Raw genomic sequence first — 24,878 nt, forward strand, 5'->3', positions numbered from 1 at the left:
GGCTTCTACTTCTTCGCGAGCGTGACGATCAGCCCCGACGCCAGCGACAGCGCCGCGCCGAACAGCGCGAGGATCAGGGTCCAGCGGCGCCCGTCCACGAGGTCGGCGTGCTTGATGTGGTCCTGAAGCTGCTGCCTGAGCGCGGCCCGCTCCGCCCGTTCGGCGGCCAATTCCGTCTGCAACGTTTCGACCTTCGCGCTCAGCTTCTCAAGCTCGCGCCGGCGGTTGTCGTCACGATCGGCCAGCACCTTGAGGTCCGCAACCAGATCTCGAATCTGTTCGCTGGGCGATTTGGCCACGGCTACACCTCGACCGGCTGATTGATGATTTCGTCCCACGCCGGCTTGCGGCGCTCGAGGTAATCGTCCGTCGCGCGCGCCCAAACGGCCCGGCACCGGCTCTCGAGGGTGGCCGGGTCTTGAAACTCACGGGCCGTCAGGAGCAGCGAGCCGCTCCCGCGGGCCGCGGGCAGATCGAGCGTCAGCGTCACCTCGACCCCGGCCGGTTGGTGCGGGCGCGCTTCAAAAGTCAGCGCGACCTGTTTGTCCCAGTCGCGCACCACCGCGCCGAGTGCCGCGACCACGCGCTCCGCGCCGGCCTTGAGGTCCGGACGGCCTTCGAACCCAGCGTACTGCACGCTCTTGAACATCGCCGCGCCCCCCGCTTGGGTTACCGCCCGGTCTTGAGGAACTCCTTGATGCTGCCCAGGATCGCGTCGCGGTCCGGGATGCGGCTCGTCACCACGTTCTCGTGGTCGTCGACCAGCTCGTGGACGTGGTCGAAGAACTCGCCGCTCCCGTACGGCGACTCCACCTGCCCGTACCCGAACAGGTTCAGCTTCGCCAGCATCGTCTTCCCCAGCAGCTCCTTGCACTTGGGCACGTCGTCGCCCCAGTTGTCGCCGTCGGAGAAGTGGAACGCGTACACGTTCCACTGGCTCGGCGGGAACCGGGCGTCGATGATCTTGTTGCACAGCTCGTAGGCGCTGCTGATCTTGGTGCCGCCGCTCTCCCGCGTGTGGTAAAACGTGTGCTCGTCGACCTCTTGCGCCACGGCGTCGTGGATGATGTAAACAGTTTCGACGCCCTGGTAGTGCTTTTTGATCCAGGTGTCGATCCAGAACGACTCGATGCGGACGATCTCCTTCTGCTCGTCGGTCATCGAGCCGGACACGTCCATCATGTAGATCACGCACGCGACGGCGTCCGGCTTGGGCACCTCTTTCCACGCGCGGTACCGCTTGTCCTCGCGCTGCGGGATGACGGTGGGCACGAGCGGGTTGTACGACCCGGCCGAAATCTGCCGCTGCAGCGCCCGCTTGAAGGTCCGCTTGAAGTGCCGTAGCGACTCCGGCCCCACGCTCCGGATGCTGGTGTACTTGTCCTTCTCGGTAACGACGTTCTCCTTGCCCCGCGGCTCGATGCGCGGCAGCGCCAGCTCCTCCCCCAGGATCTCGGCGAGTTCCTCCATCGTGAGGTCCACTTCGAGGATGTGCCCGCCGGGGGAGTCGCCGGCCTGCGGCTCGCCCTCGCCGTCCTGCGGCTGCGTGAGCGGCTGGCCGGGCTGCCCGGGGCCGACCCCGACGCCGCCCGAATTCTTCTGCCCGTAGCGGAACTGCGGCAGGTTGATGGACGGAATCGGGATGGACACGAAGTCCTTCCCCTTCTTGCCGATCATCTCCCCGCGGCTGATGTACTTGGACAGGTTGCTCTTCACCTTTCCGCGCACCAGCTTGCGGAACCGCTGCAGGTCTTGCTCAATTTTCTGTCCCACGGCGAATCGTGCCTCGGGGTTGGGTGGCGTCTCGGTTTTCGGCGCGTGCTTGCGCCTCCGCGCTGTCGCGTACAGGAATCGTACCAGACGAACCGGGGCGGGGAGAAGCTAAACAGGGTGTCCGACGGGGCAGGAAATCTGCCGCCGGGCCAATCGGTCCGGAACCGCGCACGGGTTAAAACGGCTGATATCACACGCCGCGCCGCCCAGAGCGGAGCCTAACCTGACAAAAGCGATGTGCGAAATGCGATAAGGCGCGGCAAGCAGAAACAGTTGGCTTCCAGAGAGGGCGCGTGCGGCCGAGCTACTTTCGTCCTTCGGCACGCCTCACGGCGTGAGTTTCGAACTTTGAAACTCGGCCGGGAGGCGACTTGACCTGATCGGCACCAGGAACCGTCCGCGGCGTTACACCGCAGTTCACGCTAACTTCACGGCCGCACGCGCTACTCAAACGACACTTTAGACGCGATCCCCGGTCCCGGCCACTTCGGGCCGGGACCGTGCTCGCGGGTGTGAAGACGACCCGTTTTTACCGCGCCCCTGCGGGCTTGGTGGCGCTGCGGTAGGCCGGGTCCAGGTCGAAGCGGTCCAGGTTCATCACCTTGGTCCAGGCGGCCACGAAGTCGGCAACGAACTTCTTCTGGGCGTCGTCGCTGGCGTACACTTCCGCGATGGCCCGGAGCTGCGAGTTCGAGCCGAACACGAGATCGACCCGGCTCCCGGTCCACTTGACCTGTCCCGTCTTCCGGTTCACCCCTTCGAACACCTGCTCGTCCTTCGCCGACTTGCGCCACTCCGTGTTCATGTCGAGCAGGTTGGCGAAGAAGTCGTTGGACAGGGCTTCCGGACGGCTCGTCAGCACGCCCAGTTTAGACCGGCCGGTGTTGACGTTCAGCACGCGCAACCCGCCGACGAGCACGGTCATCTCTGGGGCGGACAGCTTGAGCCGCTGCGCCCGATCGACGAGCAACTCTTCGGCCGGCCGGTCGTGCTTGCCGCCGAGGTAGTTACGGAACCCGTCCGCGGTCGGTTCGAGCACGGCGAACGCGGCGGCGTCGGTCGTCTCCTGAGTCGCGTCGGTCCGCCCGGGGCTGAACGGCACCCGCACCTCGTGGCCGGCCTTCTTCGCCGCGGCCTCGATCCCCGCGCCCCCGCCGAGCACAATCACGTCCGCCAGCGACACCTTTTTGCCGCCCGTCAGGGCCTGGTTGAACTCCTTCTGCACCTGTTCGAGCTTCTGGAGCACCTGGGCCAGCTCCTCCGGCTCGTTCACGGCCCAACCGTTCTGCGGGGCGAGGCGGACACGCGCCCCGTTCGCGCCGCCGCGGCAGTCGGTGCCGCGGAACGTGGAGGCCGACGCCCACGCGGCGGACACCAACTGGCGCGGGGTCAGCCCCGACGCCAGGATCTTGGACTTCAGGTCGGCCGCGTCCTTCTCGTCGATCAGCGGGTGATCGACGGCGGGCACCGGGTCCTGCCAGAGCTGCGCCTTCGGCACGCCCGGCCCGAGCAGGCGGGTGACCGGCCCCATGTCGCGGTGCGTCAGCTTGTACCACGCCTTCGCGAACGCCTCGGAGAACTGGGCCGGGTTCTCGTGGAACCGCTTGGAGATCTTCGCGTAGGCGGGATCGATCCGGAGCGCCAGGTCGGTCGTGAACATGATCGGGGCGTGCGTCTTGGTCTTGTCGTGCGCGTCGGGCACGAGGCCCTTGGCGGCCGGGTCCTTGGGGGTCCACTGGAACGCGCCGGCGGGGCTCTTTGTCAGCTCCCACTCGTACCCGAACAGGTTGTCGAAGTAGCCGTTGGACCACTTCGTGGGGGTCATGGTCCAGGCGCCTTCGAGCCCGCTGGTGATGGTGTCGCCGCCGCGGCCCTTGCCGTACTTGTTGAGCCAGCCGAGCCCCTGCGCTTCGAGGGGGGCGGCCTCCGGCTCGGGGCCGACGTTCTTATCCGGGGGGGCCGCTCCGTGCGCCTTGCCGAAGGTGTGGCCGCCGGCGATCAGCGCCACCGTCTCTTCGTCGTTCATGCCCATGCGGCCGAACGTCTCCCGAATGTCGCGGGCCGAGGCCAGCGGGTCCGGCTTGCCGTTCGGGCCTTCGGGGTTGACGTAGATCAGGCCCATCTGCACCGCGGCCAGCGGCTTCTGCAACTGCCGATCGCCGGTGTACCGCTTGTCCTCCAGCCACTTGCCCTCCGGCCCCCAGTAGATGTCGTCCTGCGGCTCCCACACGTCCTCCCGGCCGCCCGCGAACCCGAACGGCTTGAGCCCCATGTCCTCAATGGCCCAGGTGCCGGCGAACACCATCAGGTCGGCCCACGAGACCTTGTTGCCGTACTTCTGCTTCACCGGCCACAGCAGCCGGCGCGCCTTGTCCAGGTTGGCGTTGTCGGGCCAACTGTTCAGCGGCGCGAACCGCTGGGTGCCGTACCGGGCGCCGCCGCGGCCGTCGCCGGTGCGGTACGTCCCCGCGCTGTGCCACGCCATGCGGATGAAGAACGGGCCGTAGTGCCCGTAGTCGGCCGGCCACCAGTCCTGCGAGGTCCGCATCGCCTTGAGCACGTCCTTCTTGAGCGCGTCCAGGTCGAGCTTCTTGAACTCCTCGGCGTAGTTGAACCCCGGCCCCATCGGGTTCCCCGCGGGCGCGTTCTGGTGCAAGACCTTGAGGTTCAACTGGTTCGGCCACCACTCCCGGTTCGTGTACGGGATGGCCCCGGCGGCCGGCGGGGTCGGCTCCGGTTTCGCCTCCGGCTGCGGTTTCCCGGACAGGGTGAAGCCGGTCACCGGGCACTTGGCCCCGGCGGGACCGGCGGGCGCGTGCCCGGAAGCGGGTTGGGCCTGAGCCGGTGCCGACACCAAAAAGCCCAGGGCCGCCAGTCCCGCTCCCAGGCGGTACAGATGAGACGGCGTGCGGTCGGTCATCGCGGTCCTCCAGTTGAGGGAGAGGCGCGGGCCGTGCAGGGGGGACCGAACCGGTCGCCGAACCGCTGCACACCCGCCCGATTGAGATAATAACGGTCGGCAAATGCGGCTTCCAATGCATAGAACAGATGCATGTGATGCGTCGAACGCATGACTAACGGGCGGGGTGAGCGACGTGGAACTGGAGCAACTGCGGCATTTGGTGAAAGTGGCCGAGCAGGAAAATTTCACCCGGGCGGCCGAACTCGTCGGGCTGTCTCAGTCCGCATTGAGCCGATCCGTCGCGCGTCTGGAAGAGGAACTCGGCCAGCCCATCTTCGAGCGGCAGTCGCGAAAGGTGGCGCTCACCGATGCGGGCCGGTTGCTGCTCGACCGCGCCCGCATCGTGCTGACGATGCTGGACGATGTAACGGCCGAGATCGCCGACAACGGCCGGTCCGGCAAGGTCCGGGTCGCGGCGATCCCGACGATCGCCCCGTATTTTCTGCCGGAGTGCCTGCGGTCCTTCCACCGCCTGTTCCCGCAGGCCCAGTTGATCGTACTCGAGGATACGACCGAGGCGCTGCTCAAGAAGGTGACCGACGGGGAGGTCGACATCGCCATCGGGGCGCTGCCGATCGGCACGAAGTACGTGGAGGTCGAACCGCTCTTTGAAGAGGAACTGCTACTGGTGACCGGCCGCGAGCACCCGCTCGCCGCGAAGCCGGCCGTGTGCTTGGCGGACATTGCGGAGCTGCCGTTCGTGCTGCTGGGCGAGGCGCACTGCCTTTCGGACAACGTGGTGTCGTTCTGCCGGCAGCACTCGTTTCACCCGGTTTCGGTCGAGCGGACCAGTCAGCTCTCGATGGTGCAGGAGTTGGTCGCTCTGGGGCACGGCGTGAGCCTGATCCCGGACATGGCCCGGGCGCGTGACACCAGCCCCGCGCGCGTGTACCGCTCGCTCAGCGGACCGCCGCCCACGCGAACCGTCGCAATGATTACGAACCCCTACCGCTACCACAGCCAGATCGTCCGGAAGTTCGCCGAGCACCTCCGCGGCTCACGAGCGGCGAATTGAAGGTGCGCCGCCCGCGCCCCCGGCGCCGGGCGGAAGCGCGAGCAACTCGTAAGACAGGCCCAGAACGTCCTCACGCCCGGAGCCGCGGCAGCCCGCGCTCGTTTCCCAATGCGAGCGCGGGCCGAAGGCGCGGGCTGAGAAAACCAGGGGGCACGCGCACATGGTGCGAATCGGAATTGTCGGCATCGGGTTCATGGGCCGCATTCACTTCCTCGCCAGCCAGCGCCTCACCGGCGCGAAGGTGACCGCGATTTGCAGCCGCGACGCCGCCAAGCGCGCGGGCGACTGGCACAACACCCGCGGTAATTTCGGCCCCGAACCCGGCCAGGTGGACCTCACCGGCGTTAAGGCCTACGCGGAGGTGAGCGAACTCCTCGCGGACCCCGAAATCGATCTGATCGACATCTGCACCGTCACGGACCAGCACACGCCGCTCGCGCTCGCCGCACTCAAGGCCGGCAAACACGTGCTGGTCGAAAAGGCGATCGCCCTTTCGCCCGAGGACGCCGACGCGATGGTCGCCGCGGCCAAGAGCGCCGGGAAGTTGCTGATGGTGGCGCACGTGCTGCCGTTCTTCCCCGAGTTCAAGTACGCGGCCGATGTGATCGCGAACGGCAAATACGGAAAGGTGGTCGCGGCGCACTTCAAACGAGTGATCGCGAAACCGGACTGGTCGTCGGACATCGGCGACGCCGCCAAGACCGGCGGACCGGCGGTCGATCTGCACATCCACGACACCCACTTCATCGGGTTGGTGTGCGGGGTCCCGAAGCACGTGTTCTCGGCCGGCACGGTCGAAAGCGGCGCGGTTTCGTACCTCACCACCTCGTACCTCTACGGCCCCGGCGGCCCCGCGGTGACGTGCTCCAGCGGCGCCGTGTCGATGCCCGGGCGGCCGTTCGTCCACGGGTACGAAATCTACCTGGAGAAGGCGACGCTGCTGTTCGACTCGGGCGGGGTGCCGCTGACGCTCCTGACCGCGGACGGGAAGTCCGAGCACCCCGCGCTCCCCGGCGGGGGCGACGCGCTCTCGGCGTTCACGGACGAGCTACAGACCGCGGTCGGCGGGGTCGCGTCGGGCCGGGAGCCGGCGCTGCTGAGCGGGCAACTGGCGCGTGACGCGCTCGTGCTGTGTCACCGCGAAATCGAATCTGTGAAGACGGGCAAACCAGTAGCCATCAGCTAACTGCCCATAACACCCATCTTTCGCAACTGGAACACCCGTTACTGGTTGCCGAGAAATGTGACCTGGTAATCTGCAACGGTTCTCGCAGTCTGCCGGGTTCTGCCGATTTGAGTTGGCAGGACCAGCCTGGTAAGCGCGAGGGCCGCCGATGAGCAAGCGAATGTGGTTCAGCTGTGGGCTTCTGGCGACCGCACTCGCTCTCGCGGGCTGCACGTTACCGTGTCACAAGGGGTATGAGAAGGCGCTCGAAAACGGGGTGCAGTGCGAGCTGCCGACCCCGTGCCGGAACCGCGTTCACCTGTTCATGGTGCACGGGCTCACCCCGTCCACACACACCGGCCTGAACGCGCTGCGGTTGCAACTCGGCGAGAACGGGTTCGCGAAGGTTGGGATCGGTGAGTTCTATCACGCGTGGTGGGTGAAGAGCGAGATCGAGTGCATCCGCAAGAACGACCCCGACGCGCGGTTCGTGCTCCTGGGCTACGACTACGGGGCCGGCGTCGCGCTCTCGCTCGCCCGCGACCTAACCGCAAAGGGCGCGGCGGTCGATGCCGTCGTGCTGCTCGACCCGAAGGGCTGCGCGCCCGAGCCGTGCGGGGTTCACACGCTCCTCATCACGAACGGCATGTGTACCGAACGTGTCCCGCACTCGGCCCGGGTGATGGTCCCGGACGCCACGCACTTCACCCTCCCGGCGCACCCGACGACCGTCGCGGCGGTCGCGGACCTGTTGCGGAACATCGCCGAGCGGCACTGCGAGCCGGAGATCGAAGAGGTGCCCGTGTGGAGCTACCCGAACGCCCCGGAGCCGCACTCCGTGGCGCCCGTGCGGGGCACCCCGCCCGAATGGAACTTCCTCGCCGACCGCGCCGGCCCGACGCGCGCCATCGGCACCCAGACGGCCACACGCCCGGTCGCGAAGCCGCCCGCGGTGGCCACAACGGCTCCGGTCCCGGTGTCGCCGGTTCCGGTGGCCACGAAGCGCTGAATGCCCTCGCCTGAGCCCCCTTCGCGTGCTTCAATGAGCGGATGAAGCTCAAGCAGCAACCCCAGGACTTCCGGGTCGAAGAACGGACCGACGTGGTCGCCGGCGAGGCCGGCGACTTCGCCCTTTACCGGCTCGACAAGACCGGCTGGACCACCCCCGACGCGCTGGCCGCGCTCCGGCGCCGCTGGCAGGTCGACCACCGCCGGCTGAGCTACGGCGGGCTCAAGGACCGGCACGCGGTCACGTCGCAGCACCTCACCATCTTCCGCGGCCCGAAGCGGAACCTGACGCACGAGCGGGTCACCGTCACCTACCTCGGGCAGTGCGTCGAGCCGTTCACCGCGCAGGAAATCCGCGCGAACCGGTTCACGGTCACCCTCCGCTCGCTGAACGCCGCCGGAGTGTCGCGCGCCGAAGCGACGCTGCGCGAGGTCGCCGACGCCGGGCTGCCGAACTACTTCGACGACCAGCGATTTGGCTCGGTCGGCGAGCAGCAGGAGTTCGTCGCGAAGGAAATGGTGTTCGGGCGGTTCGAGCGGGCGTTGTGGCTCGCGCTCGCCGCACCCTACGAGCACGACCGGGCCGACGCCAAGCGCGAAAAGGCGACGCTCACGGAACTGTGGGGCAAGTGGCCTGAGTGCCAGGCGAAGCTCCCGAAGGGCCACGCCCGCAGCCTCGTGAGCTACCTCGCCGCCCACCCGACCGACTTCAAGGGCGCGGTCGCACGTCTGCGCCCCGAACTTCAGGGGTTGTACCTCTCGGCGTACCAGAGCTACCTGTGGAACAAGATGCTGGCCGCGTGGCTGACCACCACACTCGGCCCCGCCAACCTGACGAGTGTGGAACTGAAGCTCGGCACCGTCCCGGCGCCGGTGCGGTTACCCGACGAGAACCGCGCCGCATGGGAGTCCCTAATGCTGCCACTCCCATCCGCGCGTGTGAAGCCCGAACCGGACGCGCCGTGGCTCCCGACCGTGGAGGAGATGCTAAAGGGCGAGGGCCTCACGCTCGCGGAGTTAAAGGTGAAGGGAATGCAGAAGCCGTTCTTCTCGAAGGGCGACCGCCCGGCGTGCGTGCGACCGGAGAACCTGAGCCACACCGCCGACGCCGACGAACTGAACAAGGGCCGGCGGAAGCTCGTGCTGAGCTTCGACCTGCCGCGCGGCAGCTACGCGACGATGCTGGTGAAGCGGGTCACGTCGCCTTGACGAGCAGACGCGAGAGGTCGGTCATGGGATTCCGACGAGACGGCCGCCGCTCGCGAACCGAGCGGCTAGCGTGGCATGAGTGGCGAGGGCAATACGCAGAGCTGCTTGCGGCGTCTGGCTTGCCTCCGCAGGTGCTACGCAGCCGAGGGGATTGGGATTACCTCCTTCGCTACGGCTATCACGCCAGCCCGTATCCACAAATAGACTTCCGATTAGAAGAACTCAGCCTGGAACAACGGGAGGCGTTCCGGGTTCTCTTGGAGACCGTACTGAGCCCAGAGGAGCAGGAGCGTGGGTGTGCTGGTTGGCATTTCGTCTGCCCGCCCGACAGCAGTGAACGGTGTTGAAGAGGCCGTCGTTGCGGGTTGAGCGGCCACTTTGACGCCCCGGAGTGACATAAACGTGGAGGTGCGTGAGCATGAACGTATTTGAAATGCTGACGCCATTCCTCATGGCCGTGCTGGGCAGTGCGTTAGGGGCCGCATTTGGCTATTTCACGGGCCTCAACATCTACCTATCAACACTGGCGGGGGGCTACGGCGCAATGCTCCCTCTGATAGTTGCGGTAATGCGAACTCGTCCAAAGGAGCCGAGACAGCCTCCGCATTTCGAAGACGTGCGCGTACTGTTCTGCTTCATCTTACTTTCGATTGCGTCGTGTGCAGTTCTGCCAGCCATTGCTATAATATTTTCAATCAAATTGAAACATTTCAATAAAGGCTACTAACAGATCAGGCCCCGCGGCAAATTCGCTCATCGCTTGTCTACCCACAGCAGCATAAACGTGCAGACACGTGAGGGCTAGTCATGCTCGAAGAAGGCGCGGTGTGCCGTCGCTGTGAAGAGAAGGCATCTACTTGCGACGACTGCGGTTGCTGCAACGAATGCTGCTACTGCCCCGAATGCTCTACGCGCGGCAAGCGTGCCGAGAGTACCTGTCAGCAATGCGGGCGGTGCGATGTCTGCGATCACGCAGACGACTGCAATTACTCAGACTGGTACGAAGAGGTTGGCAAAAACGAAGATGGCGACGGCTGAAACCGCGAGAGTATCAGAAGTGCTCAGGCGAGATAAATGTGCGAATGGTCGTCGTTAGCGGGGTGGAGCGGTTGTCGGCTCAGCGGGTAGATTCGCTGGCCCTTGCGATTCAGGGAGCATGGCACCCTCTCCGAACCAAACTTCACGGCACATCGTCGCATTCGCCGCAGCCTCATCCGGCGTGTCTTCAGAACCATATCGAAGGTAGCCCAGCCAGCTACGATTGCCCGTCGCCTCCCTTTTCGTGGACGCACACCCGGAACAAGCGAGCAGCAGAAAAGCGGCCAAACCCATCTGAGCTTTTCGGGAGTTCATTTCGCTAACCTCGTTTGGGAACGAGAAAATAGCGATCACGCCATGAGTGTCAACAGAAGTTAAGAAGTCGCCTCTGTGCGCAGGTGCGGTGGGCGGGTTCACCCGTGAAAGTGCGTATTTGTCGCCCGCACTCGCTCCGTTCCACGCCTCCGGCTCGTCAAAAGCACGAGCCTTCCGACGCAGGAAGCAAACCGCCCTTCCCCTCCGTCACTTCCCCTTCGCGAGTTCCTTGAACGCGCCACAAATCACCGGCGCCGCTTCCGGGCCAACGCTGTTCATCTCGCCGTACTGGGCCTTCTTCAACCCGTAGCAGAACGGGGCGTTCTCGTCCCACTGGCGCTTCGGAATGAAGTATCCCAGTTCGTCGTTCGCCAGCCCGATCAGCATCCGGTGCTTGCCCTTCAACTGATTGTAGACTGCGGGCTCGACCGCCGCGTTCGGGAAGTCCGCACCGGGGTCGGCCGGGTTTTCGACCTTGTTCAGCACTAACTCGGGATAAATCTCACCCGGGATCGCCGCGACCTCCAGTTCGCCGAGTTTCAGATAACCGACTTCCGTTTTCACCGCGACCGGCTTCCCCACTTCCTTCGTCGGAACGAACTTCTTCGGAGTCGGCGTGCCATCCCAGGCGTACATCGTGCGGTTCAGCGTTCCGAACGACCACGCGAGCCGGTAGATGTTGTTCTCGACCGGAACGAGCAACTCGCGCGTGCGAATGTCGAACGGGGTGAGCGTGACCGGCACGGCCTCTTTGAGCGCCTTTTCCGCAAGCTGGCCGACCAACCGCCCGTACCGCTCGGACTTCTCGAACGTGCCGTCGGCGAGTTCCTTCCCCTTCTCGTCTTTCACCGGCAGCTTGAGCGTCGTCATCAGCCCGCCGACGGTGCCCGTGAAGTACGCCACGGGGCACTTCTGTGTCTCGCGGAGTTGCTTCACCGTGTAGTAGATGAAGTCCGCGGTGACCTCGGTGTTGCGCGAGTCGAGCGCTTCGGGGTGGCAGTTCCACTGCACCAGCACGCCGAGCGGCTTGTCCGTCTTCGGCTCGAAAAACTTGAGCACCACCAGTTCGTCGTGCTTCACGACCGGCTTGCGGTTGTCGTTGATGAGGGCCGGATCGGCGGCCGTGCCGATTTTAACCGTTGCGGCGGCGAGCGCTTTCTCCGCGGCCTTGACGGCCTCCGCGCACCCGGCTTCGACCCGCTTGAGGTAATCGGGATCGACGCCGCTCTGAACCGGCGACGCGCCCCAGAGGCCGAGCGTGTCCGGCCCTTCGTGGTTGTGGGTGGCGGACACCAGCACGTACTTGAACCCGGTCAGCTTCTCGCGCACCCGCTCCACGCTGGGCAGGAACAGCCCGACCACATCGACCGAAACGAACGCGATCTTCTCGTCACCGTCGGCCATCACGACCGCCCGCGCCATGATCGGGTCGTGAACCGTCGTGGCCTTGCGGTTCTGTCCGAAGCCGGCGAGGAACACGGACTTCTTCCCCGCACCGACTTCCGGCGTCAGGTCGGTCTCGCCGAACCCAACTTTGAACTCACCGGCGGTACAGGGGAGAACGAACAAGGCGAGCGCGGAGAGAGTGCAGGCGAAGCGCATGAATAGTTCTCGTGCGAAGAAGAGCAAGCACAAGGAGCGACAGGGCCTCTACGGAAGGCACAACGGGACTGGGCAGGAAGGCCCCGAATAGCAGCGCGATGCTACCGTATCCTTAAATCGCCTCAGCCGGCGCACTCGCGCATGTACCGGATGCTCTCCCGCGCGATCGTGTCGGGATCGGGGGAGTAGTCGAACACCTCCACCGACACCCAACCGGTGTAGTCTACGTCCTTCAGCGCCTGGAAGATCGGCTTGAAGTCGGTGGGGCCGAACCCGGGGCCGCGCTTGTTCGGGTCGTTCGCGTGGAAGTGGTACATCCAGTCGCGGTTCGCCCGGATCACGTCCGGCGGCGGCGCCACCTCGGCCGACATCGCTTTCACGTCCAGGTGCAGCTTCACGAACGGGTGCGCGAGTTGCTTCGCGAGCGCGACGCCCTGCGCGGCGCTGGTCATGAAGTTCGTTTCTGCCGGCGTTAACGGTTCGAGGCACAGGTACACCCGGCTGCGTTCCAGTGCCGGGAGGCAGTGCCGGAGCGTGTCGAGGGCGTACTCCTCGCCTTGTGCGTGACTCATCCCGTCGGGCAGGTTCCGCTGGAACGGCGAACCGAGTACGAGGATGTCGCCGCCGAGGTCGGCTGCGGCGTAGGCGAGTTCTGCGAGGTACTCGCCGGTCCGCTTGCGCACCGCCGCATCGGATGAGGTGAGGTGAAAACCCTCGGTTTTAGCGAGCAGCCAGTGCAGCCCGATGATCTGGACACCGGCGGCTTCCGCGTGTCTGCGCAACTCGGTGCGGCGGCCGGCGCTCACCTCGGTGACGAGCGGCGCGAGCGTGAACGGGGCCACCTCCAGCCCCGTGTACCCCAGCTCCGCGACGCGGGCGCACACCCGGGCGTGGTCCCAGCCCTCGAACGTCTCGTTGCAGATCGCGTACTTCATGGGAGGGTCACCTCGCGCGCCTTGCGGGCCGCCCGCGCCTCGGTCGGGTCGATCAGCGTCAGCTTCACGGACTTCTGGTCCTTCGCGGCGGCGTAGAACTCGCGCGGCGTGGCCACCGCGGCGCCGTTCACGTGCGTGATGAGCCACCGCTTCGAAACGTCGGAGAGCTTCTGGTCGTCGATCTTCTTGAACGCCGCCGCCGCGGGCGAGTCCGCGGCGACCTCCTGGATCGTCACCCCGGGCGGCACACCTTCCGAGAGGATCTGCGGGTTGGCGTTGTTCTGCGCGAGCTGCGCCAACATACTCCCGTGATCGACCCGCAGCCCGAACACCGCGGCCGGGCGCGCGGAGGCGATGAACGGCTGCCCGTGCTGGAGCTTGCCGAGCGTCACGGTCACCTCCCCGGCCTGGGCGGTTGTGATCGTCACCTTCGAGCCCGCCAGGGCGCCGCTGATGTGGGTCAGCAGTTCCTCGTACCGGCGTATCCGGGCGCCGTTGATGTGCGTGATGGTGTCGCGGTCGCGGACGCCCGCGAGGGCGAGCGGGCCGAGCGGCAGCACCCAACTGATCGCCACGCCGTTCGGGGCCATATTCGGTAGGGCGTCGGGACCGTTCGGGATCTGGACGCCGAGGTAGCCAGCCTCGACCTCCTCGCCGCGGCACAGCACCGCGACGATCCGCTGGAGCCGGTCGTCCATCGGCAGCGCGTAGTCCGGGGCCTTCTCGCCCTGGCTCAGTACCGGGGCGGTGGTGGTCAAGCCGATCAGTTCGCCGTCGAGGTTGAGCAGCGCCGCCCCGCTGATGCCCGCGTTCAGCTTCGCGTCGTGTTCGAGCAGCGGGCCGTAGTAGTAGTAGCTGGTGGAGCGCTGGACCTCTTTGCCGCCCGCCAGGTTCAGCGACGAGTGGACGTTCGTGACGCTACCGAGGGCCGCGCTCGGCCGGTTGAGCCGGACGCCCGGCACGAAGGCGTTCGCCATCAGCACCGCCAGTTTGCCGGGCGCGACCGTCGGCCGCGCGCGATCGGTGGGTAACTTCACGTCCGCGAACTTGATGGCCCTCAGCCCCGGGGGCGGGTCGAGGAGCCGGAGCACTGCGAGGTCGGTGCGGGCGTCGGCCGCGTGGATGTCGGCGTACGAGCCCGCGTGCCCGGGCAGGTGGACGTAAACCTTCGTGGCGCCGTCCACGACGTGATAGGGGGTGAGGATCAGCCCCTTCTCATCGACGACCACCCCGCACGCGAACCCGTGGTCCGAGATGGTCCGCACGTCCGACAGGTCGAGCGCGTTCGCGACCGCGGGCTTCGCCTGCGGGTTGTCTTTCAGGTACTGCTTGGGGTCGAACCCGCCAAGCCGCCCGGGCGTGTCACCGCCGGGCTTCGCCGGGTACTGGTCGCTGCGCGACACCACCACACACGCGACGCTCGGCCCGGCGCCGGCGTGGGCCGCCTGGAGTTGGCGCTCGACGGCGCGGAGGAGTTCGCCGCTCGTCGGTTCCTGGCCGGTCAGCGCGACCGACGCGGTGAGAAGCAGCGGGAGCGCGAGAGCGGCGTATCGCATGAACCGCCTCCGGAAAGTTATCACTGTTTTACCCGCGGCAGCCAGGCGACGTAAGCCCCGACGCGCCCGGATATCGGCACACCACCGGGTGCGGAACTCATGCCTCCGCCGGTGCCTTCGCCGCGCGCACGTAAGCCTCGAAGTTCGCGACCGGGGTGTCCTTATCGACACCGTGGTTGAGGTTCAGGATGTGGCGCGCCCCGCCGCCGGCACGGCGGCACGCGCGGACCGCGTCGGCCACCTGCTCCGGCGTGCCGCCGCGAAGGATCTCCTCATCGACGTTGCCCTGGAACACGAGGTGCGGGTGGTCGCGCCGCGCCGCGGCCAAGTCGTGAACGCTCCCCAGGCTGATGACATCCGCGCCGGTCGCGCACATGCGCTCCAGGTACGGGCCTTCCTTCACGAAGAGGATGCGCGGGACGCCGGTCGCGCCCGCCAGGATTTCGGAGTGCTGGGGCTGCGCCCACGCGTCGTACTCGGCGGGCGACAGGGCGCCGGCCCACGAGTCGAAGAGCTGGTACGCGTCGGCCCCGTCGCCGATCAGCGTGCGCAAGAACCCCACGGTCGCGCCGGTGAGGCGCTCCAGGAGCCCGTTCCACACGGCGGGCGCGTCGGCGACGAACGCGCGAGTTGCTTCGACGTCCTTCCCGGTGCCGATGCAGTACGTCGCGACCGTGAACGGCGCGCCCGCGAACACCAGCACCGGCAGGTCGCCATGCAACTCGTCCTTGACGCGCTTCAGCAACTGGCGAATGTGCGCGTATGTCTCCGGCGCCGGATTCGGCGCGAGCCGGTCCAGGTCGCCGAGCGTGCGGACCGGGCGGTCCGGCACCGGGCCGGCGCCGGGCTTCAGCTCGAACGGCAGCCCCATCGCGACGGGGAGCGTGGTGATGTCGTAGAAGAGGATGATCGCGTCCACGCCGAACCGCCGCGGGCACAGCGACGCGCGGGTGGACGCCTCGACGTTCTCGGAGAACTCGAAGAACGACATCCCGGCCCGCACCTTGCGGAACTCGGGGTCCCAGCGCCCGGCCTGGCGCATGGCCCACACGGGGGCGCGCTCGACCCGCTCGCCGCGGGCCGCACGGATCAGAAGGTGCTTGTCGTGGAATGCGTCGGGCATGGTGGCTCACAGACCCACCCGCCCGGTCCCTTCCAATAAAAAGAAGGTTGATGGGGAAGGTGCGGTCTTCCGTCTTTCCCCCTCCCGAAAGCGAGAAGGGGTAGGGAGGGCATCTAGGCGCCGGGCGCACCCGGCTTCACACCAACATACAGAGTCGCCACACCGAACGTGAACGGTTCGTACCGGACTTCGGTGAGCCCGGCGGCCCGCATCTTCTCCGCGAGAGCGTCGTAGTCGGGGAACTTAAGCACGCTCGCGGGCAAATAACGGTACGCGTTCTCGCGGCTCCCCGAAATGAACTGACCGAGCAAGGGGAGCAAATACCGGAAGTACGCGTTGTAAAGCCGACCCAGGAGCGGGTTGCGCGGCTTCGAGAACTCCAGAACCGCCACCCGGCCGCCCGGCCGCGTGACGCGGACCATTTCCGCCAGTCCCTTGTCGGTGTCGGTGATGTTCCGCAGCCCGAACGCGTTGGTCACGAGCTGAAAGGCGCCGTCCGCGAACGGTAAGGCCTGCGCGTCCGCCTCCACGAACCGCACCCGCTCGCCGGCGCCCGCCGCGGCGGCCTTTTTCGCCGCCCGCGTCAGCATTTCGCGCGAGAAGTCCGCGCCGACCACCGGCACGGCGCCCTTCGTGACGCGGTCGTAGGTGAACGCGAGATCGCCCGTGCCCGTGCACAGGTCCAGGATCGGCCCCTGCTCCGGCGGCCCGGCCGGAACGAGCTTCGCCGTCTTGTTCCGCCACGCGCGGTCAATGTTCAGGCTCAGCAGGTGGTTCAGGAGGTCGTAGGAGTGCGCGATCTGGTCGAACATCCGGCGGATGCGAACCTCACGCTTGTCGAGCAGTTGTGAAGGCACGGAATAGTCCCGAATAACTGGTGGCCGCTAGTGCGCTGGTGTATAACCTCAACCGGTGTCCGGCCCGCGTGTTAACTCTATTCCCGCCCCGAGGACCGCCCTGTGCTCGAACTGAACACGCTCATCGTCAAACAGAAGGCGAAGCTGCTTTCGTCCCGCGCCTCGTTCGAGATCCTCGACGAGAGCGGCAAGCTGGTCGGAACGGCAGAGCAATCGACCACGGCGCTGGCGAAGCTCGTGGGCATGGTACTCGGGCCGCCCGCCACGAAGATCGAGTTCCGCGAAAAGCCGGACGACTCCCTGGTGTTCACCGTGCGCCGGGGCGGGACGATTTTCAAGAAGGTCGAGGTGCTGGACGCGCAGGGAACGGTGATCGGGTTGTACAAGGCCAAGCGGTTCAGCCTCGCGGGCGGGTTCCACGTGTACGACGGGGCCGGCAAACACGTCGCAGATATCCGCGGCAAAATGCTGAAGTCCGAGTACACGTTCTTCCAGCCGGACGGCAAGACCGAGATGGGCAAGGTGTCGAAGAAGTGGGCCGGGATGGCCAAGGAGCTGTTCACCTCCGCCGACACGTACGCGGTGCAGATCGAGCCGGCTTTCGAGGACGACCCGAAGGCGAAGATGCTGATCCTCGGCGCCGCCGTGGCCATCGACTCGCTCATGAGCACCGGCGGCGGGGCCGCGGCCGGCGGCGACAGCGACGACGAGTAGCGCCGGCCGGGGCCGCGTTTTGTAGGGTGGGACAAGGCCCCGCGCGGTCCTCGCCCGGCCCGTGGGCCTTGTCCCACCCTACAAAACAGGTGTCTCATGCTCACCGCGGAAGGTTGCCGGGCGCGACGGCAGCGATTTCTCGACCGGCTCAAACCGTCCCACCCGGTCGTCCTCGCGGACCCGCTGCACCTGCGGTACTTCGCAAACTTTTACGTGGACGCGATCAGCTCCAGCGCCGACTTCGGTGGGCTGCTGGTGATCCGCCCGGACGGGCACGCCACCCTTTACCACGACGCCAAACTGCCGGGCGGGGTTGCAAAGGCGCACGCGGACGCGGTCGAAAAGCTCCCGTGGTACACCGGCCAGGAGCCCGAACTGGCCCCGCGGCGGTTGGTCCTGCGGCCCGCGCTGGAGGCGAACGGCGGACGCATCCACGACAGCATCGCCGACCCAATCGGGCCGCAGGTCATTACGCTCATCTCCGAACTGCGGCGGGCGAAGGACCCGGACGAGGTCGAACTGCTCAAGACGTGCATGAAGGCGTCCGACGCCGGGCACGCCTGGGGGCTCGCCAACATTAAACCCGGCATGACCGAACTGGCGGCATACGCGGGAGTTGCCGCAGCGGCATACGCGTCGCTCGGGCAGTTCACGACCGTGTACGGCGACTTCACCGTCTCGCCCGGAAGCAAGAAGCGCGGCGGCCCGCCCACCCCGCACGTGCTCGAAGCGGGCGAGTTGTTCATCCTCGACTACTCCGTCATCGCCCAGGGGTACCGGAGCGACTTTACCAATACGATCTGCGTGGGCTGTAAACCAACTGCCGACCAGCAGCGATTGATGGATCTGAGCCTGGCGGCAATCGCGGCCGGAGCAAAGGAACTGAAGGCCGGCGTGACGTGCCAGCACGTGTACGACGCCATACGGGCCGTTTTCGCGGCGGCGGGGATGGCGGAGTTCTTCACCACCCACGGCGGGCACGGGTTGGGCATTTCACACCCGGAACCGCCGTTCATCGTGCGCCACTCGACCGAAACGCTAATCGCCGGCGACGTAGTGACGCTCGAACCCGGGCTGTACGTCGACGGAATCGGCGGGTTGCGGATCGAGCACAATTATTTGGTGACGGAACAAGGCGCCGAACAACTCAGCAACCACCGGATCGCTCTCTCTTGAGTCGTACAGTCGCCCGGTCGAAAGTCGTAAAGTCGAAAGGCAAAACCACCTGCCATTTGACTTTACGACTTCTAAACGAGCTACCTCCGATCGTTCTTCGGCCTTTGAAGACCGGCCTTCTCCAGAAGCGACTGGCCGAACACGTTCCCCTCCTCTTCCGCGAACACGTCGTCCAGTTTCACGTCGGGACCGAGTTCGTATTGGATCACGTACTTGTGCTTCGCAATGTCGATCTCAGTCCCCGGGCGCAGCGGCGCGCGCAGCGTGCGAGCCCCGTTCACTTTCACCCCGTTGGTGCTGTTCAGGTCGCGGAGGAACCACACGCCATCGCGGAGGGACAGTTCACAGTGCGTGCCGGAAATGTTCTGGAATTTCAGGCAGATGTCGCACGATTCGCGCCGACCGATGGTCATGACCTCACTGACGAGCGGAATCGAATCGCCACCGCCCACCGGAACGAGTTCACCGAGCTGGCCCTTCGTCATGGCCCGTCTCACTGAGAAATGATTAAGAAATACGGACAAATGCACGGCGAAGACCGCGCCCGAACCAATGCATCCTAAATCACTTCGAGCCCAAACGCCAGTCCCCGCACGCGGTTCTCCCGTTTGGACAAAGACGAACCGCCGCTCGCTCCGGACATCCGGAGCGAGCGGCGGCCGTGAGAGGGTCAACGGTCAGCGCGTTACTTGCCCGGCATCGCCTGGGGCAGCGCCGGCGCAGCGGGGGCGAACCCGTAGCCCGACGGGCCGTAGCCGGCCGCGGGGAAGTACGGGTTCACCGGGAAGTTGCCAGTCGCCGGCGGGCCGTAGAACGCGCCACCAACCGGGGCCGGGGTCAGGAAGTGCGCGTCGTAGGGCCAGTAGTTGTACCAGGGAGCGGCCTGGAACACGGGCAGGTTCTTGTGGCCGCCACCGCCGAACACCGTCCGCGGGGGCACACCGCCCAGACCGCCGCCCAGACCACTAAACCGAGCCAGACCGGTGTGGCCGCAGCCGTGGCACGGCTTGTCGCCCGCGGGGGCCAGGTTCGCGGTAGCAGCCAGCGCAAGCGCGACGCTCGCGGCGATCGTGAACGAACGGAGCAGTTTCATCGCAAAGGTCCTTTCCTTGGGGAATCGTGCAGCTTCCTGAGTAGCACCGGGCGAACATTAACCTCCCTCACGCACGTTTGCCGTGCGCTCGGGGTGAACCGATCGCGTCAAACGCGATCGGAGGTGTACGGAGTTACTTCGTGCCGGACACGGGGATCAGGTCGAGCACCGGGTTCAAGGTCGGGGTCGAGCCGTAGAACACGGCCGATTGGGCCGCGGAGCCGAACCCGGAGTAGCGGGTCAGTGCGTCACCGGTGTGCTGGGCGGGCGCGGCACTCGCAACCCCGCCGCACGACGAGCACGCCGGGGCCGTGTGCCCGTGACGGCTGCCGGACAGCCACGTGTGTCCCTTGAACCAGCCGCCCTGCAACCACGACGCGTGCCAAAACCCGCACGACGAGCACCCGCTCTTGTGCCCGCCCAAATGGAGCTGTCCGTACCGGCCGAACGGCCCCGGCCCACGGCCGTACATTCCCGACTCGCCGTAGAAGTTCGGATCGTAGCGCAGGTACTGGTCCCAGGGACCGTACGGCGCGAACGGGTAGTAGCCGTAGTACGGGCCGTAGTTGAACAGCGGGCCGTGCTGGTGGATCTTCCGGAACATCCCGAGGCAGTGGTCGCCGCAACCGAACCCGTTGTAGGGCGGGTTGGCGCTACCCGTCTGCGGGGTAACCAGGAACAGCAACGGCACCGCCAACAGGGCGGCGGTCGAAAGGCGTCTCATCGGCGCGAATCCTTGCGGTGCGGCCCGCCGCGGGCCGAGGCCCGTCCCCGTCCGTAGCCGCGGGCACGAGCAAACATCCCGCGCGGACCCGAACCACGCCAACGAAAGAGTGTCCATCGCGGAGCGGAAAATCGCGCCCGCGGCGGCGCGACGGGAACATCCCGAACGGTTTGCGGAACAGGGCGCTGTGTCAGTGGGCGGCGCATCCCGCACGGCCGCGCAGCGCGGCGAACTCGGCGGCCGTGATCGCACACGCTCCGACCCGCCGGTGCGCAGGGTCGGGGCCGTGGCAGTCGCTCCCACCGCTCACCGCCAAACCGTGTGCGGCAGCGGTCGCGCGGAACCGCACTTCGGGAGCGCGGCGCGCCCACGGGTAGACGGCCTCGAGTGCGTCGAGCCCGTGGCCCTTGAGGGCCACGACCTGTTCGTCGGTCAGGCCTTCCGGCGGGTGCGCAAGCGATGCAACCCCGCCGGCCGCGTGAACCAGCGCAACAGCTTCCTCGATCGGGAGCAGCACTTTCGGCGGCGCCTGTTTGAGGACGGGATGAACGAACCGCTGGAGCGCCTCGTTACGAGTCCGCGCCGCTCCCGCTACGATCACCAGATCCGCAACGTGGCGCCGGCCGAGGCTGTCGGCAGCAGTTTCGGTGAGCCGGGCGCGGTCGTCCGGGATGCTCGCCCCGCGCGCCTGGACCAGAGCGACCAAGGCGCGAAAGCGTTCGCGGCGCCCCTCACGAACCCGCGCAAGCGCGGCCCCCAGCTCCGGGTGGTCGGGGCGCACGAAGTACCCGAGCAAGTGGAGTTCCCGGCCGGCGAACGACGTGCTAATTTCAACCCCCGGGACGACTTCGATCGCTCCGGCGGCCGCGTGCTGGGCCTCGGGAACTCCGGCGAGCGTGTCGTGGTCGGTGATCGCGACAGCGGCGAGCCGGGCCTGGCGTGCGAGAGCAACGACCTGCGACGGGGTGTAATCGCCGTCACTTGCGACCGTGTGGGTATGCAGATCCGCACGGGCCGGAGCAGCCAGGTGCGCGAGCCGGCTCGCGGCAGTGGTGTAAGCGGACGCGCGCGGCATGGTGCTCGATCGGCCTGTTGCCGCGAGGAGCGGCGGTGACAAGGGGACGGTAAGCTGCGGCCGGGTTCTCGCCGCCGCGTCGGGCGCGCCCGACGCGGCGGCGAGAACCCGGCCGCTACACCCTTAATCACACTACGAAACGTACCTACCGCGACCCGGCCATCCCGACCGCGAACGCCACAACAGCCGCGCCAAGTACCGCAGCGATCAGCATCACGATCACGAACTGGAACACCAGCACAACCACGGCCCGGCCGAGGGTGGTGGGCAGGAGCGAAGACAGCATCGTGACTTGAACCACCAGACTGACCGGGAGAGCGATCAGCGCCGCCATGCTGCCGTCCCCGCCGTTGAGCGCCGCCGCCATCATGATCGCGGCCCGAACCACGAAATCGACCAACCCGACCACCAGCAAGATCCCCATCGCCTTACCGGTTGACGGCATCGGGATAGCCAGCTCGGACGGGTCTTGGCGGTACCGCCGATACCCCTCCGGTTCGTCGTAATAGGTGAGGTCCGGGGTCGAACCGCCCACGACCTTGTTGGTCAAGCCGATCGCAGCCCGCAGGATCACGCTCCCGATCCACAGCGCGACGGGCACCATCACCCCCATCACACACAACAGAGCAACGAGTCCGGCGGCCGGGTCCATAGGTCACCTACGTGCAGTTCGCCGGCGGGCGCGGGCGCGCCGAGTCCGGGACTAGGTTCCTAGAACACTGTGGTGGCCGGTGCTTTAAGCGAGTTGCGCAGTTTTAATCGAAAAACGCTGTGACAAACAATCTTGGGACATCAGCAATGCCCTCCGAAACGGAACCGCACGCACCGATCGTCGTAACATTCACGCCAACCCGAGGCGAATTTGTGCGTTTCACCATGCGGTTCCCCTTAACCGCATGGTGCTCTTGATCTGTGAGAGCTGGCTCGCCGTTATCCTGTACACCGTTTACTGCTCATCGCAGTTTCCCCGGGGGGGCCGGCGCAAACCAGTACGGCTTCGTGTTTGCCGCCGCGTTCACAATCGCGGTCATGCTGGTTATTATCGCTGTTGGTACGTACCGCGCGGCGGTGCGGCGGTGGAACACCGCGGTGGAGTTGCGGGAGCAACGGCAGTACACGTTCACCGAGGGCGAGATTCAGGCCACCGGCGAGACCTGCGCCGCCTTCAGCGCGTGGTCGCACGTTGTCCGTGTCGGGCAGCTCGCGGGACAGGTTTACTTGAACACCAATCAGAACCAATTTCACCTCTTCCCCGTGACCGCCTTCGGCGATCAGTGGGAGGAATTCCGAGTATTGGTAGCTGAGAAGGTTGGAACCTGTCGGCTGTAAGGTCTTCTCGCGTAACTCAATTCAGAGGCGGCCGTTGTGGCCCAGCGGCTCTAGCTTGGACCGCAACAGTAAGCAGCAAGCATCCGCAACCGGGTCGTAAATCAGGACGCGCCGGAACCGGCGCCAGCCTTGCGCTCGTCGCGCATCTTGCCGACACGGTCCAGAACGCCGTTCACGAACGCCGGCGAATCCTCGGAGCCGAACCGCTTCGCCAGTTCGATCGCCTCGTTGATGACCACCTCCAGCGGCTGCGGGGCTGCGTCGAACAGCAGTTCGAAGGCGCCGAGCCGCAGCACGTTCCGGTCCACCGGCGTCATGCGCGTGAGCCGCCAGTTCGTGGCGGCGCTTTTCAGCGCCTCGTCGATCGCGTCCTTGCGCCCGGCCACGCCGTCGTAGAGCGACAGCGCGTAGGTGCTCATTTCCGCGTCGCCGAGTAGTCGGTCGCGGGCGAACTGCTGGATCGCTTTGCGCGGCACCTTGGTCGGGTTCTGGTCCCACTGAAACAGCAGTTGCAGAACCACTTCTCGGGCGCGGGAACGTCGGGCCATGTGCTCGGTGTCTCAGTTTAGGGGCTACAGACATGCTAGTAGCTTTCCGCCGCGCGCGAATATAGAACGCATTCATCCTCCCCCTACGGCCCCTCTTCGAGGCTCGTCCATCATGCCCCGCTTTCGTGTCGTGGTCGCCGACTTCCTGGCCGACGCCCTCCAGCCCGAGCGCGAGATCCTCGGCGATATCGCCGACGTAGTCGCGCTCAACGCGACCGCCGAGGCCGACCTCGTCGGCCACATCGAGAGCGCCGACGCGGTGATGCTGTACCACAACATCGCCATCACCGCGGCCACCATCTCCCGCCTCCAGCAGTGCAAGCTGATCGTGCGGTGCGGGGTCGGGTTCGACAACGTGGACCACCGGGCGGCGCGGGCGCAGGGCATCCCGGTCGGGAACGTGCCGGACTACGGCGCCGAGGAGGTGGCGGACTCGGCCATCGGGCTGATGCTCGCCCTCACCCGCGGCATCAACTTCTTCAACGTGCGGTTGCAGCAGCGGCGCGGCGCCTGGGCGTTCATGGACGTGGCCCCGCTGCACCGGCTGCGCGGGCGCACGTTCGGCGTGATCGGGCTCGGGTGCATCGGCACCGCGGCGGCCCTGCGGGCGAAGGCCCTCGGTATGGACGTGGCGTTCTACGACCCGTACAAGCCGGATGGGTACGACAAGGCCAACGGCATCCGCCGGGTGGAGAAGCTCGACGACCTGTTCGCGCAGTCCTTCGTCCTGAGTCCCCACTGCCCGCTGACGAGCGAGACGCGGCACATCGTGGACGCCCGCGCCATCGGCCTGATGCCGGACGGGGCGTACCTGGTGAACACCGCCCGCGGCGCGGTCGTCGACGTGACCGCGATCCCGGCCGCGATCCGGTCCGGGAAGCTCCGCGGCGCCGGGATCGACGTGCTGCCGTTCGAGCCGCCTCCCGAGGACCACCCGCTGCTGGTCGCCTGGCGCGACCCGAACGACCCGTGCCACGACCGGGTGATCCTGAACCCGCACTCGGCCTTCTACTCCGAAGAGGGGCTGCTCGACATGCGCGTGAAGGGCGCACAGGCGTGCCGCCGCGCGCTGCTGGGCGAGCCGCTCCGGAACATCGTGAACTAGCGAGAAACGGCCGCAAAAGGCGGCGAGAGGATTGGCCACAAAAAAGCACAAAGGGCACAAAAGGAAACCAAAACCGAAGACAGAAGAGTGAGTTCAAAAACACTTCTCTTGTCTTCGTTCTTGGTTCTCTTTTGTGCCCTTTGTGCTTTTTTGTGGCCAATCCTCTTTGTCTTCGTCTTCTGCTACGCGTCCGCGACGAACGGCTTCAGTTCCTCAGTCGTGAGCGGGCGGTCGAAGTGTGCGCCGACGAAGTAGTCGCCGGTGTCGAGCAGTTTCACGTGAACCACCTTCATCCGCACCCGCAGCGTCGCCTCGTCGAGCATCGGTTCCAGGTAACCGGCCAGTTCGCTGCCGGCCGGCCGCGGGGCGTGGAGCAACATGCTGATGCCGGTCGTCGAGATGTTCCACACGAGGGCGACCGATGACGGGCCGCCGTCGGGCGCGTCGAGCCGCAGCACCGTTCCCATCGCGGGCTGCCGGCGCGGCGCGGCCCGCCGCTCGGTGGATGCGGTTTGAACTTCGGCTACGGGTGCTGGGGCGCTCATGGTGCGTCTCG

At 66.5% G+C, this 24,878-nt stretch carries 25 protein-coding genes; 9 read left to right on the top strand and 16 right to left on the bottom strand.

Translation table 11 applies throughout. From position 1 onward, the window contains the following. Positions 1-5: 5 nt before the first annotated feature. The 4 genes from GobsT_RS26725 to katG all read right to left on the bottom strand — a co-directional run bounded on the left by GobsT_RS26725 (position 6) and on the right by katG (position 4,693). The gene (locus tag GobsT_RS26725; protein WP_010034817.1) at positions 6-299 is read right to left on the bottom strand and encodes a hypothetical protein; all 294 of its coding nucleotides are present in this window, start codon (positions 297-299) and stop codon (positions 6-8) included. 2 nt (positions 300-301) lie between these two features. Further along, entirely contained in the window at positions 302-649 is a 348-nt protein-coding gene (locus GobsT_RS26730; protein ID WP_010034816.1) for a hypothetical protein, read from the bottom strand. Positions 650-669: 20 nt separating this feature from the next. Beyond that, positions 670-1,773 carry a DUF444 family protein gene (locus GobsT_RS26735; RefSeq protein WP_010034815.1) on the bottom strand — a complete coding sequence of 368 codons (1,104 nt, stop codon included), beginning with the start codon at positions 1,771-1,773 and terminating at the stop codon, positions 670-672. Positions 1,774-2,302: 529 nt separating this feature from the next. Beyond that, positions 2,303-4,693, bottom strand: coding sequence for a catalase/peroxidase HPI (gene katG, locus GobsT_RS26740; protein WP_010034814.1), 2,391 nt, complete (start codon positions 4,691-4,693; stop codon positions 2,303-2,305). Positions 4,694-4,868: 175 nt separating this feature from the next. Here katG and GobsT_RS26745 point away from each other — a divergent pair, with 175 nt between their 5' ends. The 5 genes from GobsT_RS26745 (at position 4,869) to GobsT_RS26765 (ending at position 9,859) form a co-directional block, all read left to right on the top strand. Next, positions 4,869-5,750: a LysR family transcriptional regulator gene (locus GobsT_RS26745; RefSeq protein ID WP_029600672.1), complete on the top strand. Its 882-nt coding sequence runs from the start codon at positions 4,869-4,871 to the stop codon at positions 5,748-5,750. Between the two features lie 160 nt (positions 5,751-5,910). Continuing rightward, entirely contained in the window at positions 5,911-6,936 is a 1,026-nt protein-coding gene (locus tag GobsT_RS26750) for a Gfo/Idh/MocA family protein (RefSeq protein WP_010034810.1), read from the top strand. A 160-nt stretch (positions 6,937-7,096) separates the two neighbouring features. After that, positions 7,097-7,924 (top strand): alpha/beta hydrolase family protein, encoded by an 828-nt coding sequence (locus GobsT_RS26755; protein ID WP_157506535.1) that lies wholly within the window; start codon positions 7,097-7,099, stop codon positions 7,922-7,924. A gap of 41 nt (positions 7,925-7,965) precedes the next feature. Beyond that, positions 7,966-9,132 (top strand): tRNA pseudouridine(13) synthase TruD, encoded by a 1,167-nt coding sequence (gene truD, locus GobsT_RS26760; protein ID WP_010034807.1) that lies wholly within the window; start codon positions 7,966-7,968, stop codon positions 9,130-9,132. 418 nt (positions 9,133-9,550) lie between these two features. Then, positions 9,551-9,859, top strand: a complete 309-nt coding sequence (locus GobsT_RS26765) for a hypothetical protein (RefSeq protein WP_148087882.1) — start codon at positions 9,551-9,553, stop codon at positions 9,857-9,859. Between the two features lie 833 nt (positions 9,860-10,692). Here GobsT_RS26765 and GobsT_RS26770 read toward each other — a convergent pair. From GobsT_RS26770 to ubiE, 5 genes are all read right to left on the bottom strand, one after another. After that, entirely contained in the window at positions 10,693-12,087 is a 1,395-nt protein-coding gene (locus GobsT_RS26770; RefSeq protein ID WP_010034805.1) for a neutral/alkaline non-lysosomal ceramidase N-terminal domain-containing protein, read from the bottom strand. 122 nt (positions 12,088-12,209) lie between these two features. Then, entirely contained in the window at positions 12,210-13,022 is an 813-nt protein-coding gene (locus GobsT_RS26775) for a sugar phosphate isomerase/epimerase family protein (RefSeq protein ID WP_010034800.1), read from the bottom strand. Then, complete coding sequence (locus tag GobsT_RS26780; RefSeq protein ID WP_109570858.1) at positions 13,019-14,578, bottom strand: S1C family serine protease; 1,560 nt, start codon at positions 14,576-14,578, stop codon at positions 13,019-13,021. Before GobsT_RS26780 ends, GobsT_RS26775 begins: the two co-directional genes overlap by 4 nt. 97 nt (positions 14,579-14,675) lie before the next feature. Continuing rightward, positions 14,676-15,701: a uroporphyrinogen decarboxylase family protein gene (locus tag GobsT_RS26785; RefSeq protein ID WP_010034793.1), complete on the bottom strand. Its 1,026-nt coding sequence runs from the start codon at positions 15,699-15,701 to the stop codon at positions 14,676-14,678. A gap of 113 nt (positions 15,702-15,814) precedes the next feature. Continuing rightward, the gene (gene ubiE, locus GobsT_RS26790; protein ID WP_010034792.1) at positions 15,815-16,558 is read right to left on the bottom strand and encodes a bifunctional demethylmenaquinone methyltransferase/2-methoxy-6-polyprenyl-1,4-benzoquinol methylase UbiE; all 744 of its coding nucleotides are present in this window, start codon (positions 16,556-16,558) and stop codon (positions 15,815-15,817) included. 102 nt (positions 16,559-16,660) lie between these two features. On the opposite strand from ubiE, the gene GobsT_RS26795 reads away from it, so the two are divergent. Both GobsT_RS26795 and GobsT_RS26800 read left to right on the top strand, forming a co-directional pair. Beyond that, complete coding sequence (locus tag GobsT_RS26795; protein WP_010034791.1) at positions 16,661-17,272, top strand: Scramblase family protein; 612 nt, start codon at positions 16,661-16,663, stop codon at positions 17,270-17,272. Between the two features lie 96 nt (positions 17,273-17,368). Then, positions 17,369-18,448, top strand: coding sequence for a M24 family metallopeptidase (locus GobsT_RS26800; protein ID WP_029601324.1), 1,080 nt, complete (start codon positions 17,369-17,371; stop codon positions 18,446-18,448). An 80-nt stretch (positions 18,449-18,528) separates the two neighbouring features. On the opposite strand, the gene GobsT_RS26805 is transcribed toward GobsT_RS26800, so the two are convergent. The 5 genes from GobsT_RS26805 to GobsT_RS26825 form a co-directional block, all read right to left on the bottom strand. Next, positions 18,529-18,933 carry an FHA domain-containing protein gene (locus GobsT_RS26805; protein ID WP_010051179.1) on the bottom strand — a complete coding sequence of 135 codons (405 nt, stop codon included), beginning with the start codon at positions 18,931-18,933 and terminating at the stop codon, positions 18,529-18,531. Positions 18,934-19,133: 200 nt separating this feature from the next. Then, the gene (locus GobsT_RS26810) at positions 19,134-19,541 is read right to left on the bottom strand and encodes a hypothetical protein (protein WP_010051178.1); all 408 of its coding nucleotides are present in this window, start codon (positions 19,539-19,541) and stop codon (positions 19,134-19,136) included. Between the two features lie 133 nt (positions 19,542-19,674). Continuing rightward, a complete protein-coding gene (locus GobsT_RS26815) occupies positions 19,675-20,265 on the bottom strand; it encodes a hypothetical protein (RefSeq protein WP_010051176.1) in 591 nt (196 codons plus the stop codon). A 190-nt stretch (positions 20,266-20,455) separates the two neighbouring features. Next, entirely contained in the window at positions 20,456-21,340 is an 885-nt protein-coding gene (locus tag GobsT_RS26820; RefSeq protein WP_050790388.1) for a PHP domain-containing protein, read from the bottom strand. A gap of 145 nt (positions 21,341-21,485) precedes the next feature. Beyond that, the gene (locus tag GobsT_RS26825; RefSeq protein WP_010052312.1) at positions 21,486-21,992 is read right to left on the bottom strand and encodes a hypothetical protein; all 507 of its coding nucleotides are present in this window, start codon (positions 21,990-21,992) and stop codon (positions 21,486-21,488) included. A gap of 347 nt (positions 21,993-22,339) precedes the next feature. Here GobsT_RS26825 and GobsT_RS26830 point away from each other — a divergent pair, with 347 nt between their 5' ends. After that, entirely contained in the window at positions 22,340-22,669 is a 330-nt protein-coding gene (locus GobsT_RS26830; RefSeq protein WP_010052309.1) for a YcxB family protein, read from the top strand. A gap of 101 nt (positions 22,670-22,770) precedes the next feature. Here GobsT_RS26830 and nusB read toward each other — a convergent pair whose 3' ends face one another. Beyond that, positions 22,771-23,217, bottom strand: coding sequence for a transcription antitermination factor NusB (gene nusB / locus GobsT_RS26835; RefSeq protein ID WP_029601349.1), 447 nt, complete (start codon positions 23,215-23,217; stop codon positions 22,771-22,773). A 112-nt stretch (positions 23,218-23,329) separates the two neighbouring features. Here nusB and GobsT_RS26840 point away from each other — a divergent pair, with 112 nt between their 5' ends. Continuing rightward, entirely contained in the window at positions 23,330-24,322 is a 993-nt protein-coding gene (locus GobsT_RS26840) for a C-terminal binding protein (protein ID WP_010052305.1), read from the top strand. 182 nt (positions 24,323-24,504) lie between these two features. On the opposite strand, the gene GobsT_RS26845 is transcribed toward GobsT_RS26840, so the two are convergent. Then, positions 24,505-24,867 (bottom strand): PilZ domain-containing protein, encoded by a 363-nt coding sequence (locus GobsT_RS26845; RefSeq protein ID WP_148087883.1) that lies wholly within the window; start codon positions 24,865-24,867, stop codon positions 24,505-24,507. Positions 24,868-24,878: the final 11 nt, after the last annotated feature.

Source organism: Gemmata obscuriglobus (assembly GCF_008065095.1).
In the GTDB taxonomy this organism is placed as follows: Bacteria; Planctomycetota; Planctomycetia; order Gemmatales; family Gemmataceae; genus Gemmata; species Gemmata obscuriglobus.